15 protein-coding genes and 2 tRNA genes are annotated in these 17,360 nt (G+C 48.1%); 11 read left to right on the forward strand and 6 right to left on the reverse strand.

All coding sequences use genetic code 11. The features are described 5' to 3' along the window. Nucleotides 1-3: 3 nt before the first annotated feature. Genes ACXYMU_RS15035 through ACXYMU_RS15055 form a run of 5 tightly spaced genes read left to right on the forward strand, consistent with a single transcriptional unit; the run spans nt 4 to nt 4,846 of the window. Nucleotides 4-1,005 (forward strand): glycosyltransferase family 4 protein, encoded by a 1,002-nt coding sequence (locus tag ACXYMU_RS15035; protein ID WP_458987234.1) that lies wholly within the window; start codon nt 4-6, stop codon nt 1,003-1,005. Continuing rightward, on the forward strand, nt 1,002-2,153 hold the full coding sequence (locus tag ACXYMU_RS15040) for a glycosyltransferase (protein ID WP_458987235.1): 1,152 nt from the start codon (nt 1,002-1,004) through the stop codon (nt 2,151-2,153). The genes ACXYMU_RS15035 and ACXYMU_RS15040 overlap by 4 nt, the downstream gene beginning before the upstream one ends. Then, the gene (locus ACXYMU_RS15045) at nt 2,147-2,713 is read left to right on the forward strand and encodes a WcaF family extracellular polysaccharide biosynthesis acetyltransferase (protein ID WP_458987236.1); all 567 of its coding nucleotides are present in this window, start codon (nt 2,147-2,149) and stop codon (nt 2,711-2,713) included. Before ACXYMU_RS15040 ends, ACXYMU_RS15045 begins: the two co-directional genes overlap by 7 nt. Before the next feature lie 25 nt (nt 2,714-2,738). Then, nucleotides 2,739-3,485, forward strand: coding sequence for a glycosyltransferase family 2 protein (locus ACXYMU_RS15050; RefSeq protein ID WP_458987237.1), 747 nt, complete (start codon nt 2,739-2,741; stop codon nt 3,483-3,485). A 38-nt stretch (nt 3,486-3,523) separates the two neighbouring features. Next, complete coding sequence (locus tag ACXYMU_RS15055; protein WP_458987238.1) at nt 3,524-4,846, forward strand: nucleotide sugar dehydrogenase; 1,323 nt, start codon at nt 3,524-3,526, stop codon at nt 4,844-4,846. A gap of 347 nt (nt 4,847-5,193) precedes the next feature. Here the strand turns inward: ACXYMU_RS15055 and ACXYMU_RS15060 are convergent. Both ACXYMU_RS15060 and ACXYMU_RS15065 read right to left on the reverse strand, forming a co-directional pair. Further along, nucleotides 5,194-5,267, reverse strand: a tRNA-Asp gene (locus tag ACXYMU_RS15060). 54 nt (nt 5,268-5,321) lie between these two features. Then, nucleotides 5,322-5,395: transfer RNA gene (locus tag ACXYMU_RS15065), tRNA-Asp, on the reverse strand. 224 nt (nt 5,396-5,619) lie between these two features. On the opposite strand from ACXYMU_RS15065, the gene ACXYMU_RS15070 reads away from it, so the two are divergent. From ACXYMU_RS15070 to ACXYMU_RS15090, 5 genes are all read left to right on the forward strand, one after another. Continuing rightward, entirely contained in the window at nt 5,620-6,570 is a 951-nt protein-coding gene (locus tag ACXYMU_RS15070; RefSeq protein WP_458987239.1) for an acetyl-CoA carboxylase carboxyltransferase subunit alpha, read from the forward strand. A 99-nt stretch (nt 6,571-6,669) separates the two neighbouring features. Further along, the gene (locus tag ACXYMU_RS15075; RefSeq protein ID WP_458987240.1) at nt 6,670-7,512 is read left to right on the forward strand and encodes an MBL fold metallo-hydrolase; all 843 of its coding nucleotides are present in this window, start codon (nt 6,670-6,672) and stop codon (nt 7,510-7,512) included. After that, entirely contained in the window at nt 7,513-8,280 is a 768-nt protein-coding gene (locus ACXYMU_RS15080; RefSeq protein ID WP_458987241.1) for a patatin-like phospholipase family protein, read from the forward strand. It begins immediately after the preceding gene. Nucleotides 8,281-8,360: 80 nt separating this feature from the next. Beyond that, the gene (locus ACXYMU_RS15085) at nt 8,361-8,990 is read left to right on the forward strand and encodes a hypothetical protein (protein ID WP_458987242.1); all 630 of its coding nucleotides are present in this window, start codon (nt 8,361-8,363) and stop codon (nt 8,988-8,990) included. Nucleotides 8,991-9,081: 91 nt separating this feature from the next. Further along, a complete protein-coding gene (locus ACXYMU_RS15090; protein ID WP_458987243.1) occupies nt 9,082-9,636 on the forward strand; it encodes a 1-acyl-sn-glycerol-3-phosphate acyltransferase in 555 nt (184 codons plus the stop codon). Nucleotides 9,637-9,738: 102 nt separating this feature from the next. On the opposite strand, the gene smc is transcribed toward ACXYMU_RS15090, so the two are convergent. Continuing rightward, nucleotides 9,739-13,275, reverse strand: a complete 3,537-nt coding sequence (gene smc, locus ACXYMU_RS15095) for a chromosome segregation protein SMC (RefSeq protein ID WP_458987244.1) — start codon at nt 13,273-13,275, stop codon at nt 9,739-9,741. A 141-nt stretch (nt 13,276-13,416) separates the two neighbouring features. On the opposite strand from smc, the gene ACXYMU_RS15100 reads away from it, so the two are divergent. Next, the gene (locus tag ACXYMU_RS15100; protein WP_458987245.1) at nt 13,417-13,932 is read left to right on the forward strand and encodes a hypothetical protein; all 516 of its coding nucleotides are present in this window, start codon (nt 13,417-13,419) and stop codon (nt 13,930-13,932) included. Between the two features lie 38 nt (nt 13,933-13,970). Here the strand turns inward: ACXYMU_RS15100 and ACXYMU_RS15105 are convergent, their stop codons facing one another. From ACXYMU_RS15105 to pckA, 3 genes are all read right to left on the reverse strand, one after another. After that, nucleotides 13,971-14,639 carry a DUF4159 domain-containing protein gene (locus tag ACXYMU_RS15105; RefSeq protein ID WP_458987246.1) on the reverse strand — a complete coding sequence of 223 codons (669 nt, stop codon included), beginning with the start codon at nt 14,637-14,639 and terminating at the stop codon, nt 13,971-13,973. A gap of 24 nt (nt 14,640-14,663) precedes the next feature. Beyond that, a complete protein-coding gene (locus ACXYMU_RS15110) occupies nt 14,664-15,380 on the reverse strand; it encodes a 16S rRNA (uracil(1498)-N(3))-methyltransferase (protein ID WP_458987247.1) in 717 nt (238 codons plus the stop codon). A gap of 162 nt (nt 15,381-15,542) precedes the next feature. Continuing rightward, nucleotides 15,543-17,156 (reverse strand): phosphoenolpyruvate carboxykinase (ATP), encoded by a 1,614-nt coding sequence (pckA, locus tag ACXYMU_RS15115; protein ID WP_458987248.1) that lies wholly within the window; start codon nt 17,154-17,156, stop codon nt 15,543-15,545. Nucleotides 17,157-17,360 lie beyond the last annotated feature (204 nt).

A 17,360-nucleotide genomic window follows, 5' to 3' on the forward strand; every position in this document is an offset into this window, starting at 1 on the left:
CATATGTCAATAACTTTTTTCTTTCGAAAAAAAACCGCTTCATTCTTCAGCATAGAGATGCTGTTCAATACTGTCCTTAATCACATTCAAGGGTATAAAACCCACAAAGTTTTTCTTCCAAATAAGTCTGCAAGTAATCCTGCTGCGATACTAACAAATTGTTTATATGCTTATTTAAGGCAGGGGCATGTGAACCATATTACTGGTGACATATACTATATTGCACTAGTGTTGGCTCAGGATAAGACCATTCTCACTATTCATGACATAAACTCATTAAGTAGTACTAACAAGCTAAAAAATTTTCTACTTCAACTTTTGTGGCTTAAAATACCTGTAAAGAGGGTTAAGTATGTGACAGTTATTTCAGAATACAGTAAAAGAGAAGTAATTGCTGCAACTAGTGTTCCTGCACATAAAATAATTGTCATTCCAAATTGTGTACAATTCACCGTTAAAGATTTCAAGCCAAAATATCAAATAGATAAAGTTGAACCTGTACTGCTTCAGGTGGGCACTAAGAGCAATAAAAATTTACAAAATGTAATCAAAGCAATTAAAGACTTACCTTGTCGGCTTTTGATAATCGGAAAGCTTTCAAATGAACAAGTGGAATTGCTTCAAACTTATGGCATTATTTATGAAAATTTTTTTTCATTAAATTATGATGCTGTTATAGATCTTTACTACCGTGCAGATATTGTTACTTTTGTCTCACTATACGAAGGTTTTGGTATGCCTATTCTAGAGGCAAATGCTTTAGGCCGTCCAGTTATTACAAGCAATATAACTGCCATGCCTGAAGTAGCCGGTGATGGGGCTTTATTAGTGAACCCTTATAATCCAGATCAAATAAGGCATGCGATTCTGAATTTAGTTGAAGATGATACATTCAGAAATAATTTAGTTAGCAAAGGGTATAACAATGTGCAGCGCTTTAAGCCTGAAGTTGTTGCCGCACAATATGAAGCGCTATACAAAAGAGTTGTTAAGGAATATCAATGAAGCAAAAATCTAAAATTTTGATATCCATCGATTGGTATTTGCCAGGTTACAAAGCAGGGGGGCCTATACAATCTATTGCTAATTTTGTCGCCCATTTGCAGGGAGCCTATGACTTTTGGATTGTCACCCGTGATACGGACTATAATACTGTTAAACCTTATAGTGATGTACCAAGCGATGTATGGCATCAACGTGATGACAGTGTGCATGTGTATTACTTCTCCGCAGCTAACCTAAGCTATACTTCACTGAAAAGAGTGATCACACAAGTGCCAGCGGACTTCTTATATATTAACGGAATTTTCTCAAAGTACTTTTCGTTGATGCCTTTGTTTATTGCTAAAAAGCTACAAGTACCTGTGGTTATTGCCGCTCGAGGTATGTTTGCGCCAGGTGCTGTTAATGTAAAGCCCAATAAGAAAAAGGTCTTTTTTTATTTAGCTAAAAAGTTTGCTCTCTATAATGCTGTTAAATTCCATGCAACAAATGAGACAGAGCTACGGCATATACAAAAAATATTAGGCAAGCAGACACAGGTTTTGATTGCGGCTAATCTTCCAAAAATAGGCAAACATCCCTTTGCTTTACCTGTACACAAGCAAAAGGGAGAGATAAGATTGGTGAGTGTTGCCCGCGTTTCACCGGAAAAAAATACCCTTTATGCATTAGGAGTCCTAAGAGACACTGCACTTTCTGGAAATATTGTATTTGACCTATATGGTCCTATAAACGATGCAGCATATTGGCAGGATTGCTTGTCAGTGATCGAACAAATGCCTGATAATATTAAGGTGACCTATAAAGGGAGTTTGCCTAGTGAGCTTGTACCCCAAACTTTGTTGAACTACCACATGCTCTTTCTACCAACGAAAGGCGAAAATTTTGGTCACATTATTTTAGAAAGCTTTACTGTTGGGCTACCTGTCATCATCAGCAATCAGACGCCCTGGAAAGATCTACAGGATAGGAAGGTTGGCTATGACTTACCTCTGCGTGATCCTGATGTATTTGCAAATGCTATTCAGCAGATGATAAATGTTGAGCAAAGTGATTATCAGATTTTGTCTCAGCATGCCACACAGTTTGCCGTTGAATTTATCGCAAACAAAGAAAATATATCTGCAAACAAAGCGCTCTTTGAATGCTAGCTGAAGAACGGAAACAAGTTAATCTGGCTGCTTATGACAATAGCTGGTTCAATACAGGAGCGGGGGGTATTAAGCGAACTCTCTGGTTTTTTGTGAATGTGGTGTTTTTTGTGAATCCCCTAAATCCTGTCAGTGCCATAAAGGTATTACTGTTAAAACTATTTGGTGCCAGGGTAGGAGCGGGCGTAGTGATCAAGCCTGGTGTGAATATCAAGTATCCCTGGCTACTCTCCATTGGAAATCATGTCTGGGTGGGAGAGAATGTCTGGATTGATAACCTAACAGCTATCACCATAGCAGACAATGTGGTGCTGTCTCAAGGGGCGATGTTGCTAACTGGTAGCCACAACTTCAAGCGAGTTACCTTTGACCTGCAGGTGAGTGAAATTATACTGGAGGAAGGCGTCTGGATCGGGGCAAAGGCCACTGTTTGCCCAGGGGTTATTTGCGGTTCGCACAGCGTGTTAGCGGTAGGTTCGGTGGCTACAAAAAATATGGACCCCTATACCATCTACCAAGGGAGTCCCGCAATACCTAAAAGGCCTCGAGAAATTTCATAATTTATACCTGCCATTCTGCTGCATTTTGAAAATATCTATCATCACCATTGTCTTTAATAACAAAGAAACCATTGCCGATGCGATCAACTCTGTGCTTAACCAACGGTACCCTGCTATAGAGTATATTGTGGTTGATGGCCAATCGACAGACGGGACAGTAGAGATTATCGAAAGCTTTGGTTCCAGTATTACAAAATTCGTCTCAGAGCCGGACCAGGGACTATATGATGCTGTCAATAAAGGCATAGGCATGGCTACAGGTGAGGTTATTGGCCTGCTGCATTCCGATGATATCTTAAATTCACAGGATACGATCGCTGCAATCGCCAGGGCGTTTGGTGAACACCAGACGGAAACTATCTATGGAGATTTGCTTTATGTGCAAAAACAGGACACATCCAAAACTGTACGGAGCTGGGTATCCGGCAGTTTTAAGCGCGAAAACTTTTTATATGGCTGGATGCCTCCGCATCCGACTTTTTACGTAAAGCGGGAGGTTTATCAGCGGGAAGGTATGTACAACACCTTGTTTAAAAGCGCTGCTGACTATGAGCTGATGCTTCGCTTTTTGTACAAAGCAGGTATAAGCACGGCCTACATACCTGAAGTTCTGGTTAAAATGCGGGTGGGCGGTAAAAGTAACATATCGCTGAGCAATAGATGGCGTGCGAATAAGGAAGACTACCTGGCCTGGAAAGTGAATCAATTGCGGCCCAGGTTTTATACCCGATTTTTGAAACCGCTCCGAAAGCTAACCCAATTCATATCTTAGGGATATGCTTATATTTGTGAAGTACACCATATATTACTATGTCTAATTACAAAGTAGATAGTATTGCAGTTGAAAATGCAAAAATAGCTGTGATAGGACTAGGCTATGTAGGCCTTCCTTTGGCAATAGAATTTGGGAAGAAATATGAGGTGCTCGGTTTTGATATCAATCAGCGAAGAGTAGCAGAACTTGCGGAAGGGTTTGACAGAACCCATGAGGCTAACCTGGATATGTTAAAGGAGGTGAGTAGCGCATCTGAAAGCAGCAGTGCTGGTACAGGTTTACGCTTTTCAGCGGATGTTACTTCCCTGCAAGCTTGTAATACCTTTATCGTTACAGTGCCTACACCTATTGATCAGTTCAAAGCACCGGATCTGCGCCCTCTGCTGAAAGCCTCTGAGATGCTGGGCAGTATTTTGAAGGTTGGGGATTTAGTGATCTATGAGTCGACTGTATACCCAGGTTGCACGGAGGAAGATTGTGTGCCTGTTTTAGAGCGCGTCTCCGGACTAACGTTCAACCAAGACTTCTTTGTGGGCTATTCGCCGGAGCGCATTAACCCGGGGGATAAAATCAACACCCTGACGAAAATCAAAAAAGTGACCAGCGGGTCTACGCCTGAAATAGCCACCAGAGTCAATGCCCTGTATGCTTCTATCATAGAAGCCGGCACACACTTGGCCTCTAGTATCAAAGTGGCAGAAACATCCAAAGCAATTGAGAACGCGCAGCGCGATGTGAACATCTCGTTCATCAATGAACTAGCCTTGATCTGTGACCGCATTGGGATTGACACCAATGATGTGATCGAAGCGGCCAGTACAAAGTGGAATTTCCTGAAATATAAACCCGGCTTGGTTGGAGGGCATTGTATTGGCGTGGACCCTTATTATCTGGCGCACAAGGCAGAAGCATTAGGGTATCACCCGCAGGTTATTCTGTCGGGTAGACGGGTGAATGACAACATGGGCCAGTTTGTGGCAAACAAAGTGGTGAAGCTCATGATCAACAAAGACCTGAAGGTAAAAGGGGCCCGGGCACTGATTATGGGCTTTACCTTTAAGGAGAACTGCCCGGATGTGCGCAATACGCGGGTAGTGGACATTTATCATGAGCTTATCCAGTTTGGCTTACAAGTGGATGTCTTTGACCCCTGGGCTGACCTGGAGGAGGTGCAGCAGGAGTATGGGATACAGTTGCACAAAGAACTGAATGAGGCGGTGCGCTATGATGCGGTAATCGTAACTGTAGCGCATAATGAATTTCTTTCCATAGATTTCAAGCGGTTCAAAGACAACAACGCCGTCATCTTCGACACCAAAGCCTGCTTAGACAGGGACTTGGTGGATGCCCGATTGTAGCAGATAATTTTATTGTCATATAACAGAAGGGGGAGTTGATATAGTGTCAATTCCCCCCTTCTGTTATATGAAAGTGTATGCCGCCAGTTTAAACGCAGTGGCAACGGGTGGGTAGGGGGATTGTTAGTTTGTAACTGGCGTGATTTGTCAAAAGCTGCGCGAACGTTACATTCGCGGCATTTTTAGGGCGTCCTTGAATGGACTTAAAACTACACACATTAATTCAGATTTCTCCCGGTGTTCGAAATGACAGCATGGGAGAAAGTCATACAGCCCTACTTGCGCGCAAATCAACTGATAGGGGTATAAAACCAAAAAAGGCTTGCAGATTTCTCTACAAGCCTTTGCGGTCTGGACGAGACTCGAACTCGCGACCTCCGCCGTGACAGGGCGGCATTCTAACCAACTGAACTACCAGACCAATAATTTGATAAGAGAGCCATTTGCTCACTTTACGTTACCGCAGTTTTACCTGCGGTCTGGACGAGACTCGAACTCGCGACCTCCGCCGTGACAGGGCGGCATTCTAACCAACTGAACTACCAGACCGTTTTGTGTTATTCCCTAGCGCTGTTCGTTAGAGTGATACAAATGTAGGGGGTTATATTTTAATGTGCAAGCCTCTAGAATCTTTTTAACGCTATATTTTATGCCCAAAAGGCTAATGTATTCATTTACAGAAGAATTAATTTTTCGCCTCAGTTTAAATATATATCTTGTTCTCCATCATTAGCGGAAACTGTTAAATTTGTAGTCTAATCAAGAAGGAACCTATGCTTTTGGATTTCGAACAGCCTATTGCTGCCCTCGAGGGCAAACTTAAAGAGATGAAAAAACTGGCCGATGAAAGCCAGGTAGATGTTTCGGAGGCAGTAAAGGCCCTGGAAGAGAAGATTGACGTTCTCAAAAAGGAAACCTACGCCAACCTGACCCGCTGGCAGCGTGTACAGCTTTCGCGCCACCCGGAGCGCCCTTACACCCTGGACTACATCAACGGCATCACCGACAAGTTTGTGGAACTGCACGGCGACCGCACCGTGAGTGACGACAAAGCAATGGTAGGTGGCTTTGGCGAGGTGAATGGGCGCAGCATCATGTTCATCGGCCAGCAGAAGGGGCGTAATACCAAGCAGCGCCAGATGCGCAATTTTGGCATGGCCAACCCGGAGGGCTACCGCAAAGCACTGCGCCTGATGAAGATGGCCGAAAAGTTTAACCGTCCGATCGTGACATTGATCGATACTCCCGGTGCTTTCCCGGGCTTAGAGGCAGAAGAGCGTGGCCAGGGGGAGGCGATTGCCCGCAACCTGAAGGAGATGTTCATGCTGAAGGTGCCGGTGATATGTATCATCATCGGAGAAGGAGCCTCCGGTGGTGCCTTGGGCATCGCGATCGGTGACCGCGTGATGATGCTGGAGAACACCTGGTATTCTGTTATCTCTCCGGAATCCTGCTCCTCTATTCTGTGGAGAAGCTGGAACTACAAGGAGCAGGCGGCTGAGGCTCTGAAGCTGACAGCTACGGACATGCTGGAGAATAAGCTGATCGACGGCATCATTCAGGAGCCCCTCGGCGGTGCGCACCTGAATCCGGATAAAATGATGCAAACGCTGAAGCATGAAATTCTCCGGTTGCTGGATGACCTTGAAACGATAGACACAGAGGACCGTATCATGCAGCGAATAGACAAGTTTTCTCAGATGGGTGTTGTGGTGGAAGCCTAGACATTCTGGCCTATTTATGTTATAAATAAAAGAACTGGAAACAACGAGAATACTCCTGTTTTCCGGTTCTTTTTTAATTTACCCTCATCCCTGATTCCTATGAAGCTACACGTGATTGATACTGGTTTTTTTAAGCTGGATGGTGGCGCCATGTTCGGCGTGGTTCCGAAAACGCTGTGGCAGCGCACCAATCCTGCTGACGAGAACAACCTGTGCACCTGGGCCATGCGCTGCCTGTTGATTGAGGATAGCGACAGGCTGATCCTAATCGACAATGGGATCGGCGACAAGCAGGATGCCAGGTTCTTCAGCCACTATTACCTGCACGGCGATGCCACCCTAAGAGGCTCCTTACGTACTGCCGGTTTCGCGCCTGAGGACATCACGGATATGTTCCTGACGCACCTGCATTTCGACCATTGTGGCGGCGGGGTACAGTATAAAGGCAATGGAGGCGCGCTGGAGCTCGTTTTCCCGAATGCTACCTATTGGTCTAATGAGGCGCACTGGGAGTGGGCCACAAAGCCGAACCCCCGCGAAAAGGCCTCTTTTCTGAAGGAGAACATCCTGCCGATGCAGGAAAGCGGCCACCTGAAGTTTATAAACCCCGCAGAGCCTTCACCTTTTTCCCAATTCGACATCTTTTACGCGGATGGCCACACCGATAAGATGATGGTACCCATAATCTCCTACAAAGGGAAGCGGATAGCCTATATGGCGGACCTGCTGCCTTCTGCCGGACATATTCCGTTGCCTTACGTAATGGGGTATGACACGCGCCCTCTACTGACGATGGATGAGAAGGCCGCCTTCCTGAACAGAGCCGCAGATGAAGAGATGATCCTGTTCCTGGAGCACGACGCTGTGAACCAATGCTGCACGGTAAAGCACACCGACAAAGGGGTGCGATTGGCGGAAACATTCACGCTGGCGGAAGTATAGATGCGGGTAGGGATAGCCTTGTCAGGGGGCGGTGCACGCGGAATTGCGCATTTAGGTGTACTGAAGGCCCTGGATGAACTGGGCATACGGGTCAGTATGATATCCGGGGTTAGCTCGGGTGCTATTGCGGGCGTACTGTATGCCTATGGCTTTACACCGGATGAGATTCTGTCCATGATCAAGGAGCTCAGTGTCTTCAAGGTCATGCGCCCTGCCTTCGGGAAAATTGGCCTGATGCACTTAGAGGAGGTGGAGAAACTCTACATGAAGCACATGGGGGCCCATGTACGCTTCGAGGACCTGCAAATTCCCGTGGTAGTGAGCACCACCGAAATGAACGAGGGAGTGAACATGTATTTTTCTTCCGGAGAGTTGATCAAACCCCTGCTGGCTTCTTCAGCTGTACCTATCCTGTATAAGCCGGTGGAGTTTAACGGCAAGCTGCTAAACGACGGAGGCTTGCTGAACAACCTGCCACTGGAGCAACTGCAAGGCAACTGCGATGTAAAGATTGGGGTGCATGTCAATCCCATCAATCACCAGGCGCATATCACAAGCTTAAGAGGGATGGTTGAGCGTACCTTACTGCTCGCCATCAACAATAACATCAAGTTAAGGGTAGGGCTATGCGATTTGTTCCTGGAGCCGCAGGAGCTGCGTTATTACCGGCTCTCAAATTTCAGAAAGGCTGACGAGATCTTTGACATCGGGTACCAGTATGCAAAGCACATGCAACGCCATATTCTAAATTTGGTCAACCATGCCTAATTCTTAGTATTCGGTCTAATTAGATGCAACTTTTTCTCGTATTGGTCTAATAAATCTGAATTTACTCACCCTTACGATGTATGATGCGACACCTCATTCTTATACTCTTTCTTCTGTCCTGTATCGTTGCTTCAGCGCAGGAAAACAGAAGTTTTCTGATCCCGGCCAAAGTCAAACAGGGGTCTATCATGCTGGGGGGGAATTTAAGCGCTTCTGCTTTCAAAACTACGAAAGGGCTTGACCTGCCGCTTAGTCCGGAGGAGGGAACAAACATACTGCTGAATCTAAATGCCAAGAACGCCTATTTCCTTCGCCATGACTTTGCCGTGGGTTTAGTGGTCTCAATGGAGCATGAAAGCCTGATTGTGACAACGGACGAGGACACACGCAAGTTTCGGAGAACTTACCTCTTAGCGGGGCCCTTCACGCGCTATTACCTGGATTCAGGCCTTTTCGGAGAACTTGCGCTGCAATCCGGCCTTCTTAACTTTTCGTCAGGACAGAAATCGAATCTGTTTCAGGGCGGACTAAGTGTCGGCTATGCCTACTTTATTAACCAGCATATCTCCTTGGAACCCATGCTTAGCTTCAAGTACCAGCGGGAGTGGCGCGATGGACAGTCAAACACCACGTTGGGCCCACAGATCGGGTTTGGGGTACAGGCTTATATCCTCCGCCGCACTTCCCACATCATCAAGCAAGCCTTGTAAAAGAAAATTATTGTGTGTATTTATGTGGCTTGATTGGTTGCCGCGAAACCTGAGGAGGTATCTGCAGGTAACCTGGACACCACTTTTATACATGATTGGGAAACTACTCTCTAAAGCTATTTTCAAGGCAACGGGTTGGAAATTAGTAGGTAACTTAACTCCGGAGAACCGCCGCTGTGTGATGGTCGCCGCACCGCACACCAGTAACTGGGATTTTATTTTCGCCCGGGCCGCTTTCTTCTTGATGGATGCCCCCATCAGGGTAACCATCAAAAAGGAGTTCCTGGAAATTCCGCTGGTTGGGGCCTTGGTAAAGAAAATGGGAGGCCTGCCTGTTGATCGCTCTAGAAACACAAAGATGGTAGATGCCATGATCGATATCATCCGGAAAACGAAAGGTGATATTTGCGTGATGGTTACCCCGGAGGGTACCCGCAAGTACCAGCCGCGTTGGCGGAGAGGGTTTTACCATGTAGCCCTCGGTGCGGGCGTACCCATCGTGCTCGGCTACCTGGACTATGCTAAAAAAGAAGCGGGTGTTGGGCCAACCATATACCCGAGCGGGGACATTGAGGCTGACATGGAAAAGATCATGGATTTTTACCGTACTAAAACCGCTAAATTCCCTGAGAATGGGGTGAGATAAGCCCTGTACTGAAATTGTAAAAAATTAAAATAGGATATACAAAAAGCGGCTGCCTCGTCAGGAGACAGCCGCTTTTTGTTAAAACAATCTCAATAAGGCTGATTAAGCGATCTGGCGAAGGTCTACCGGGATCACACGAGAGATACCCGCCTCTATCATGGTGATGCCATACATGACATCTGTAGAGGCCATGGTACGCTTGTTGTGCGTTACTACAATAAACTGCGAATCCCCGGAGAACTTGCGAATAATGTTATTGAACTTGTCTATGTTAGCATCATCCAAGGGGGCATCCACCTCATCGAAGATACAGAACGGCGCGGGCTTGAGCAGGTAGATGGAGAACAGCAGTGAGATCGCTGTCAACGTCTTTTCTCCACCTGACAATTGGTTTATGGTGAGCGGGCGCTTGCCCTTCGGCTGTGCCATGATCTCGATCTTGGACTCCAGTGGGTTCTTAGGATCAGAAATCACTAGGTCGCAGTTGTCTTCTTCGGTGAACAGGCTGCGGAACACCAGTTTGAAGTTGTCTTTGATCTGGTTGAACGCATTCATAAACTTCTCCTTGGCCACGGTGTCAATCTCGTTGATCGTGTCGATGAGCATGTTTTTGGCATTGATCAGGTCGTTGCGCTGTTCGGTGATGAAGGTATTGCGCTCCTCAATCTCGGCATAAGCATCTGCGGCCATGGCGTTTACCGGCCCCATCTTGTCCAGCTGGGTTTTCACGGTGGCAATGTGCTGGCTCAGTTCATCGGTAGAGAGGGGTATGAGTAAATCCTCTTCCGGAACAGGTGTGGCGAAGTCCTCATCAGAGATGTTGAATTCAGCCGCCAGGCGCTCCTTAATGGCGACCAGTTTTAACTGGGTATCGGTCTTAGCCTGCTGCATGCGCATCAGGAGCTCATCAGAGTTCTGGCGCTTGCGCTGCAGTTCCCGGATGGTCTTCTCTTTCTCGTCCAGTTCCCCGCGCAGGCTGAAGTACTCTTTCTCGATGTCCTCCAGTGCACGGCCGAATTCCTGGCGCGCCTCGTTCATATCCTCCACCACCGCTTCGTTGTCCTCGATGAATGCCGTAGCGGAAGTTGTCTCTTCCTCTGCTTTCACCAGTTCCTGCTTCAGCGTCGTGATGCGCTCCTGGTTTGTCTCTACTGTCTTTTGCTTGTAGCTGATCTCCTGCTGCAGGCTGGCAAAACGGTTCTTTAACTGGTGGTACTGGATGTTCTCATGGTTATACCTGCCAGAGACAATGGCGATCTGCTCTTGCTGCTGCTCCAGTTGCGTGTTGAAGACCGCCAGTTCCTGCTCCAGTCGCTGCAGTTCCTTCTGGTCTGCCTCGGCCTGCGGGCTCACCTCCTGACTCTGCTCGCGCAACTCCAACAGGCGCTCATGCAGCTCGTCCCGCTTCTGGTCGAAGTTTCTGAGGTTCTGCTGGTGCTGCTCGTGCTTGATGCGTACGGTTAATAGCTCCTGCTGTAGTCTGGAAACCTCTTTCTCCAGTTGCTTGATCCTGTCTTTGCTGGACTCGTTGCGCAGGTTCTGCAGGATCTGGTTTTGGGTATTGATGCGTCCCTGCATCAGCTCCACCTGCTCCGTCAATGCTTCTACTTCCGTTGCCAGCTTCTCGAGGTTTTGCTTTCGGCCCAGGCGGTTCCCGTCAAACAGGCCTACAGAGCCACCTGAAAGGCTCAAAGGTTTCCGGATGGCACTGCCGTCTTTCAGGATGATCGTCTTGTAGTCGCTCTCGTAGAGCTCCTCTTCATTATCATCGGAGATATATACGTTGCGGAGCATGTACTTCAGCAGGCTATTGTATTTCCTGTCTGCTGAAACCACTTCATACCCGGCTTTCAGGTTGCCTTCGCTATAGGTCGCTGTCGGCTCCATCTCTTCAATCTCAGACAGGATGATGAAGTTCGCGCGCCCTTTGTTTTCGCTTTTCAGAAGGGCAACAGCCTCTACGGCATCCTGCAGTTCTTCCACCACAAAGAAGTTCATGTAGGGCTCGAGGTAACTCTCTATAAGCGCCTTGTAATCAGGTTCGCAAATCAGGATGTCGGAAAGGAGAGGGGCTGGCTTGGTCCAGGCTTCACTTTTACTCAGGTACTTAATCGCCTCCGGGAAGCCCTCCATGTTCTCCACTAGGGATTTAGTCAGGTTATACTGGTTCTGGCGGGCATCCAGCGTGCGGTTCAGGTCTACACGCTGGGCTTTTAATTCCTCAATATGCGCTTCCGTGGCTTCAATATCCCGCTGCAATGTTTCTTCTTTGGCCTGAAGGCGCACCATTTCAGCGGTGTTTTCCTCCAACACCTGCTGAGCTTCCTGCAACTGCTCCTGCAGCATAAGGCCGTCTTCGTCGGCGTTGGTTTGCTGCAGTTGCAAGCGCTCCAGTTCCTGGTTGATGTTTTGGATCTGGACTTGGCTTATCTCCAAGGATTTGCTCAGTTGGTATACCGCATTCTGCTTGGCTTTGTGCTGCTGGGTAATCTCCAGAAAATTGTCCTGCAACTCGGATTTTTGCTCGTTTGCCTCCTGCAGTTGCTCCTTCAGTTCGCTTACCTGCGCTTCGGCGGAGGCAAACTGCTCCTGCACCTCCATCAACTCGTCGCGCAGTTCCAGTATACTTTCCTGCGTGTGCTCCACGTTAGCCGTATCCTGGCTAATTTGCTGGCGCAACTGCTGCATGCGTTCCTGCAGGTAAGCTCGGCGCTCGGCATTCAGCTTGATGTCGTTCTCAAGTTGGCGCAGCTTGGCTGTCTGCACCTGCATGGTTTTTTGCATCTCCGCCATCTTTTCCTGCGTTACGTGCAGTTCCTCTTTCTGGTCGGCAATCGCGTCTTCCGACTCCGACACGATGCCGATATACTGTTCCTTCAGATTATTTTCCTGCTGCACATCCTGCTCCAGTTTCTCGAGGGTATGCTGGTATTGGGAGATGTTGCGGCGGGCGTAGGCCAAGCTGTGCCTCTTATAGTCTTCCTTTAGCTGGAAATACTTAATTGCCTGTTTTGCCTGCCGTTCCAGCATTTTCATGTTCTTGCCAATTTCGTGCAGCACGTCTTCCACACGCTCCAGGTCAGCATCGGTTTCCTCCAGCTTCTTCAGTGTCTGCTTTTTGCGGACCTTGAATTTAGAGATACCGGCGGCTTCCTCGAACAACAAGCGTCTTGAGTTCTCTTTGTCGTTCAGGATCTCGTCCACCATCTTCAGTTCGATGATCGCGTAACTGTCTGAACCGATACCTGTATCCAAAAAGAGCTCGTTGATGTCTTTTAAGCGACATGCCACACCGTTCAGCATGTACTCGCTGTCACCGTTCCGGTAATATTTGCGGGTAACAGTTACCTGGGAGTATTCGGTTGGCAGGATTCCTTTGTTGTTGTCGAAGGTGATGGACACCTCGGCCATTTGCACCGGTTTCCGGGTTTTGGAGCCGTTGAAAATCACGTTCTCCATCTTGTCGGAGCGGAGGTTGCGTGTTTTCTGTTCACCCAGCACCCACCGGATGGCGTCCACAATGTTGGACTTGCCACAGCCGTTAGGGCCCACAATACCGGTTATACCGTTATCGAAGTTTATAACGACTTTGTCGCCGAAACTCTTAAATCCTTTAATTTCTAGTTTTGATACTTGCATTCGCGTCAGCGGAAACTCTCTTGTTCTAAACTCAAAAATAAGACGATTTTTGATACTTTATTTGCTTGCATGCCGATATTAATATGCTATTGTGCTGCCCTCCACCCCGGAATTTTAGTATATTTGGTTAAGAAAGCCTTTATGGAAGATATAAAACTTATCCTGTATGTGTTAGCCGCTGTGGCCTACTTCGTTTTTATGCAGTGGCGGAAAGCCTTTAACTCCCCCCGGAAGGACATGGAGCAGGTAAAGCCTGAGCCCAGAAACAAGCCGCTTCAACCAACTAAACCCGCGACTTCATTCGAAGATATCCTGCGGGAGCTGCAGCCGAAGCTGGATAAGGCGGAAATGAAAGGGAAGGCTGTAGTAGCACAGAAAAAGCAGGATGTAAAGCCCTATGTGCCGCCGTTGGCTCCTGTTATGCCTGCAAGCGAGGAAAAATACAAGGATAAAGCCCCTAAGATTCTATCCTGGGAAAAACCGGCAGAGGCACTTCAGGCAGCAAAACGCTCTATCGAGCACCAAAAACTGACCCAGTTTGAGTCCTATGACAAAAAGATAGCAGCGACGAACCCCTATGCCTCTTTGCTCCGAAATCCGACCAGTGTTCGGGAGGCGGTGGTTCTTGCGGAGATACTAAAGCGTAAATACGATTAAGGTGCTTTAAAATATGGCTGAGGAATTCACGTTGCTGTTTACAAAGCCTGCGTGAGGGCATAGGTCACGATGTTGGCTCCCATGCGCAAAGCCTGCAGCCTGATCGGCTCTGGGTCGTTGTATATCTCCTGATCCTCCCACCCGTTTCCTAGATCCGTCTCGAAAGTATAAAAGCATACCAGCTTCCCTTGGTGAATGATGCCGTACCCTTGTGGCGGCTTGCTATCGTGCTCATGAATTTTGGGCAGGCCATTCGGGAAGTTGAACTTCTGCGTGTAAATGGGGTGGTTGAAAGGTAACTCTACAAATTCATACTCTGGGAACACCTTTTTCATTTCTTTCCGGATAAACTTGTCCAGGCCGTAGTTATCATCGATATGCAGAAAGCCCCCGCTGGTAAGGTAGGAACGCAGGTTGCGGGCCTCTGTGTCGCTGAAGACCACATTCCCGTGGCCTGTCATGTGCACAAAAGGGTAGCTGAACAATTCCGGGCTGCCCACCTCCACCACGTCCTCTTCGGGGGCTATGTTCATGTTCAGCGTCTGGTTGCAAAAGCGAATCAGGTTCGGGAGAGAGGTTTTGTTAGCATACCAATCGCCTCCGCCATTGTACTTGAGCTTTGCTAGCTTAAAGCTATACTGTTGGGCTGCCGCTGATGATAGCGTGGCACAGAGAATTAAAAACACGCAGAAGTATGATTTAACCATGGGGTAGAAATTAAGCCATTAACCTTATAACGGCGCGTAGATGTCGTGTAGTACGTGCAGGGTATGGCAGGCCACCAAGGCGGCTGTTTCCGTCCTGAGCCTGCTGCTGCCGAGCGTGACTGGTTGTATGCCGGCTTTGTAGGCAGCGGCGATTTCAGTCGTTGAAAAATCACCCTCCGGACCAATCAGGACACAGTGTGGCTGACCGGCTTTAAAATGATCCTTGATGTTTTTTGTCGCATCGTCTTCTAAATGGGCGATAAACGTGTGCCTTGCCTCCGCCTTTTGAATAAACCGGTGAAAAGGAGTGAGGTCATGCAGTAGGGGCAAATACCCTTTTTTAGACTGTTTCATGGCACTGATGGCTATCTTTTCAAGCCGATCAAGTTTTAACTGACGCCGCTCGGAGTGCTCACACAGCAAAAAGGTGATCTCAGAGACACCAATCTCCACGGCCTTCTCTACAAACCACTCCATGCGGTCGATGTTTTTGGTGGGGGCCACGGCGATGTGCGTCACGTAAGGCAGCTTGCCATACTCTATCTGCTTGTCTATAACCTGCAGTTGGCATTTCTTGGGGTTGGCGTCCTGGATAATGGCTGTATACTTTCCGCCCACACCATCCACCAAATTCACTAGGTCGCCTTGCTGTAACCGGAGCACGCGGGTGCAGTGCTTGGATTCTTCTTGGCTAAGGGTATAGATCTCGGAGCTTACGTCTGGGGTATAAAACAGGTGCACGTTAGGTCAGGTTTAAATACAGGGTTGATTACTTATACGAGCGACAGGCCATACTAGCCTCATACGAAAGTATGAAAATTGCGCTTAATGCGGCAACTATAAACAAAATAGCCTTTCTGCTACGCAGCAGAAAGGCTATTAAGAAATGATAAGTAGCTATACCTAGGCGGTTACTTCCGCATGGGGAGCGCCCGCCAAAATCTCCTCGCTGGCAAAGTCGGCGTACTTTTGGAAATTCTGCACAAACTTAGAAGCCAGGCGCGCGGCCTTCACATCGTAGTCTTCCTTGTTCTTCCAGGTATTGCGCGGGTTCAGGATCTCAGCTGGCACATTCGGGCAGGTGTCCGGCATATCCACCCCAAAGACTGGGTGCTGGGTATAGGCTACTTTGTCTAGCTGACCGTTTAGCGCCGCCGTGATCATGGCGCGGGTATACGCCAGTTTCATGCGCGAGCCGACACCGTATGGGCCGCCAGTCCAGCCGGTGTTTACCAGCCATACATTCACGTTTTCCTCTTCCATTTTGTTGCCGAACATCTCCGCATAGCGGGTAGGGTGCAGCGGCAGGAAAGCAGCGCCAAAACAGGCTGAGAACGTTGTAACGGGTTCCGTAACGCCTACCTCCGTTCCTGCTACCTTGGCGGTATACCCTGAGATAAAGTGGTACATGGCCTGGCTCTTGTTCAGCCGCGAGATCGGAGGGATTACGCCAAAAGCGTCGGCTGTCAGGAAGAAAATGTTTTTAGGAGTACCGGCACGCGATGGCTCCACTGCGTTCGGGATGTGGTGGATCGGGTAGGCGGTCCGGGTGTTTTCCGTTACCGAGCGATCGGTGTAGTCCACAGTGCGGGTGCCCTCATAAAACCGGGTGTTTTCCACGATGGCGCCAAACTTAATGGCATCCCATATTTCCGGCTCTTTCTCGCGCGTCAGGTCGATCACTTTCGCGTAGCAGCCGCCTTCAAAGTTAAACACGCTGTCGGAGGTCCAGGCATGCTCATCGTCGCCGATCAAGCCGCGGTTCGGGTCGGCAGACAAGGTAGTCTTGCCTGTACCGGACAAGCCGAAGAAAATGGCCGTATCGCCATCGTTGCCCACGTTTGCGGAGCAGTGCATGGACAGGATGTTTCTTTCGTGCGGCAGGATGTAGTTCAGTACCGAAAAGATGCCTTTTTTCATCTCCCCGGCATAACCCGTGCCGCCGATCAGGATAATGCCTTTGCTCAGGTTCAGGATGGCGAAATTAGACTGGCGCGTTCCGTCCACGGCAGGATCTGCTTCAAACTCCGGAACGCAGAAGATCGTGAAGGCAGGCTGGTGAGCACCGAGCTCTTCGGGTGTGAGGCGCAGGAACATGTTATGGCAAAACAGGTTCTGCCATGCCTGGGTGTTTACCACGCGCAGGTTCAGGCGGTAATCGGGGTGGGCGCCAGCATAGGCATCACGCACATATAGGGTTTTGTCCTTCACAAAATCCACCATTTTCTGGTGCAGCCGGTCAAACTTTGCCGGTTCGAAGGGGATGTTTATGTCACCCCACCAGACAGAGTCGGCCGTTTTCTCATCCTTCACAATAAAGCGGTCTTTGGGAGATCGTCCTGTAAATGTGCCTGTGTCACACATCAGGGCGCCGTTGTCAGTCAGATAGCCTTCTTTATTTTGAAGGGCTTCCTCCACCAAGGCTGCAGGACTAAGGTTCCACAGAATTTTGGCTGCTTCTGTAATCCCTAAATCTTCCAAGCCCGATTTAAGTGACTTGTCATCAATATGTTTCATTAGAAAGTGGGTTGAGTAGTTAGTGAGTAATTACTTTCAGTGCTCAAAAATAAATAAAAATATGCATATAATATAGATAAGACCCTTTTGTATATTTATTTATAGATACGTGATAAGTGGGGTAGTTGCTCAGGAATCATTTGTTGAAGTGGGTATAAACCAATATATTTACTTGTTATGCTATTTCAACTAAACAATACCAAC

This window comes from Pontibacter sp. CAU 1760, from assembly GCF_054482735.1.

Bases quoted from the DNA above. Each gene is read 5' to 3' on its own strand.
- ACXYMU_RS15045 (WP_458987236.1), top strand. From the start codon at position 2,147: ATGCTAGCTGAAGAACGGAAACAAGTTAATCTGGCTGCTTATGACAAT.
- ACXYMU_RS15035 (WP_458987234.1), top strand. From the start codon at position 4: ATGTCAATAACTTTTTTCTTTCGAAAAAAAACCGCTTCATTCTTCAGC.
- pckA (WP_458987248.1), bottom strand. From the start codon at position 17,156: ATGAAACATATTGATGACAAGTCACTTAAATCGGGCTTGGAAGATTTA.
- ACXYMU_RS15055 (WP_458987238.1), top strand. From the start codon at position 3,524: ATGTCTAATTACAAAGTAGATAGTATTGCAGTTGAAAATGCAAAAATA.
- ACXYMU_RS15105 (WP_458987246.1), bottom strand. From the start codon at position 14,639: ATGGTTAAATCATACTTCTGCGTGTTTTTAATTCTCTGTGCCACGCTA.
- ACXYMU_RS15085 (WP_458987242.1), top strand. From the start codon at position 8,361: ATGATGCGACACCTCATTCTTATACTCTTTCTTCTGTCCTGTATCGTT.
- smc (WP_458987244.1), bottom strand. From the start codon at position 13,275: ATGCAAGTATCAAAACTAGAAATTAAAGGATTTAAGAGTTTCGGCGAC.
- ACXYMU_RS15070 (WP_458987239.1), top strand. From the start codon at position 5,620: ATGCTTTTGGATTTCGAACAGCCTATTGCTGCCCTCGAGGGCAAACTT.
- ACXYMU_RS15100 (WP_458987245.1), top strand. From the start codon at position 13,417: ATGGAAGATATAAAACTTATCCTGTATGTGTTAGCCGCTGTGGCCTAC.
- ACXYMU_RS15040 (WP_458987235.1), top strand. From the start codon at position 1,002: ATGAAGCAAAAATCTAAAATTTTGATATCCATCGATTGGTATTTGCCA.
- ACXYMU_RS15075 (WP_458987240.1), top strand. From the start codon at position 6,670: ATGAAGCTACACGTGATTGATACTGGTTTTTTTAAGCTGGATGGTGGC.
- ACXYMU_RS15080 (WP_458987241.1), top strand. From the start codon at position 7,513: ATGCGGGTAGGGATAGCCTTGTCAGGGGGCGGTGCACGCGGAATTGCG.
- ACXYMU_RS15090 (WP_458987243.1), top strand. From the start codon at position 9,082: ATGATTGGGAAACTACTCTCTAAAGCTATTTTCAAGGCAACGGGTTGG.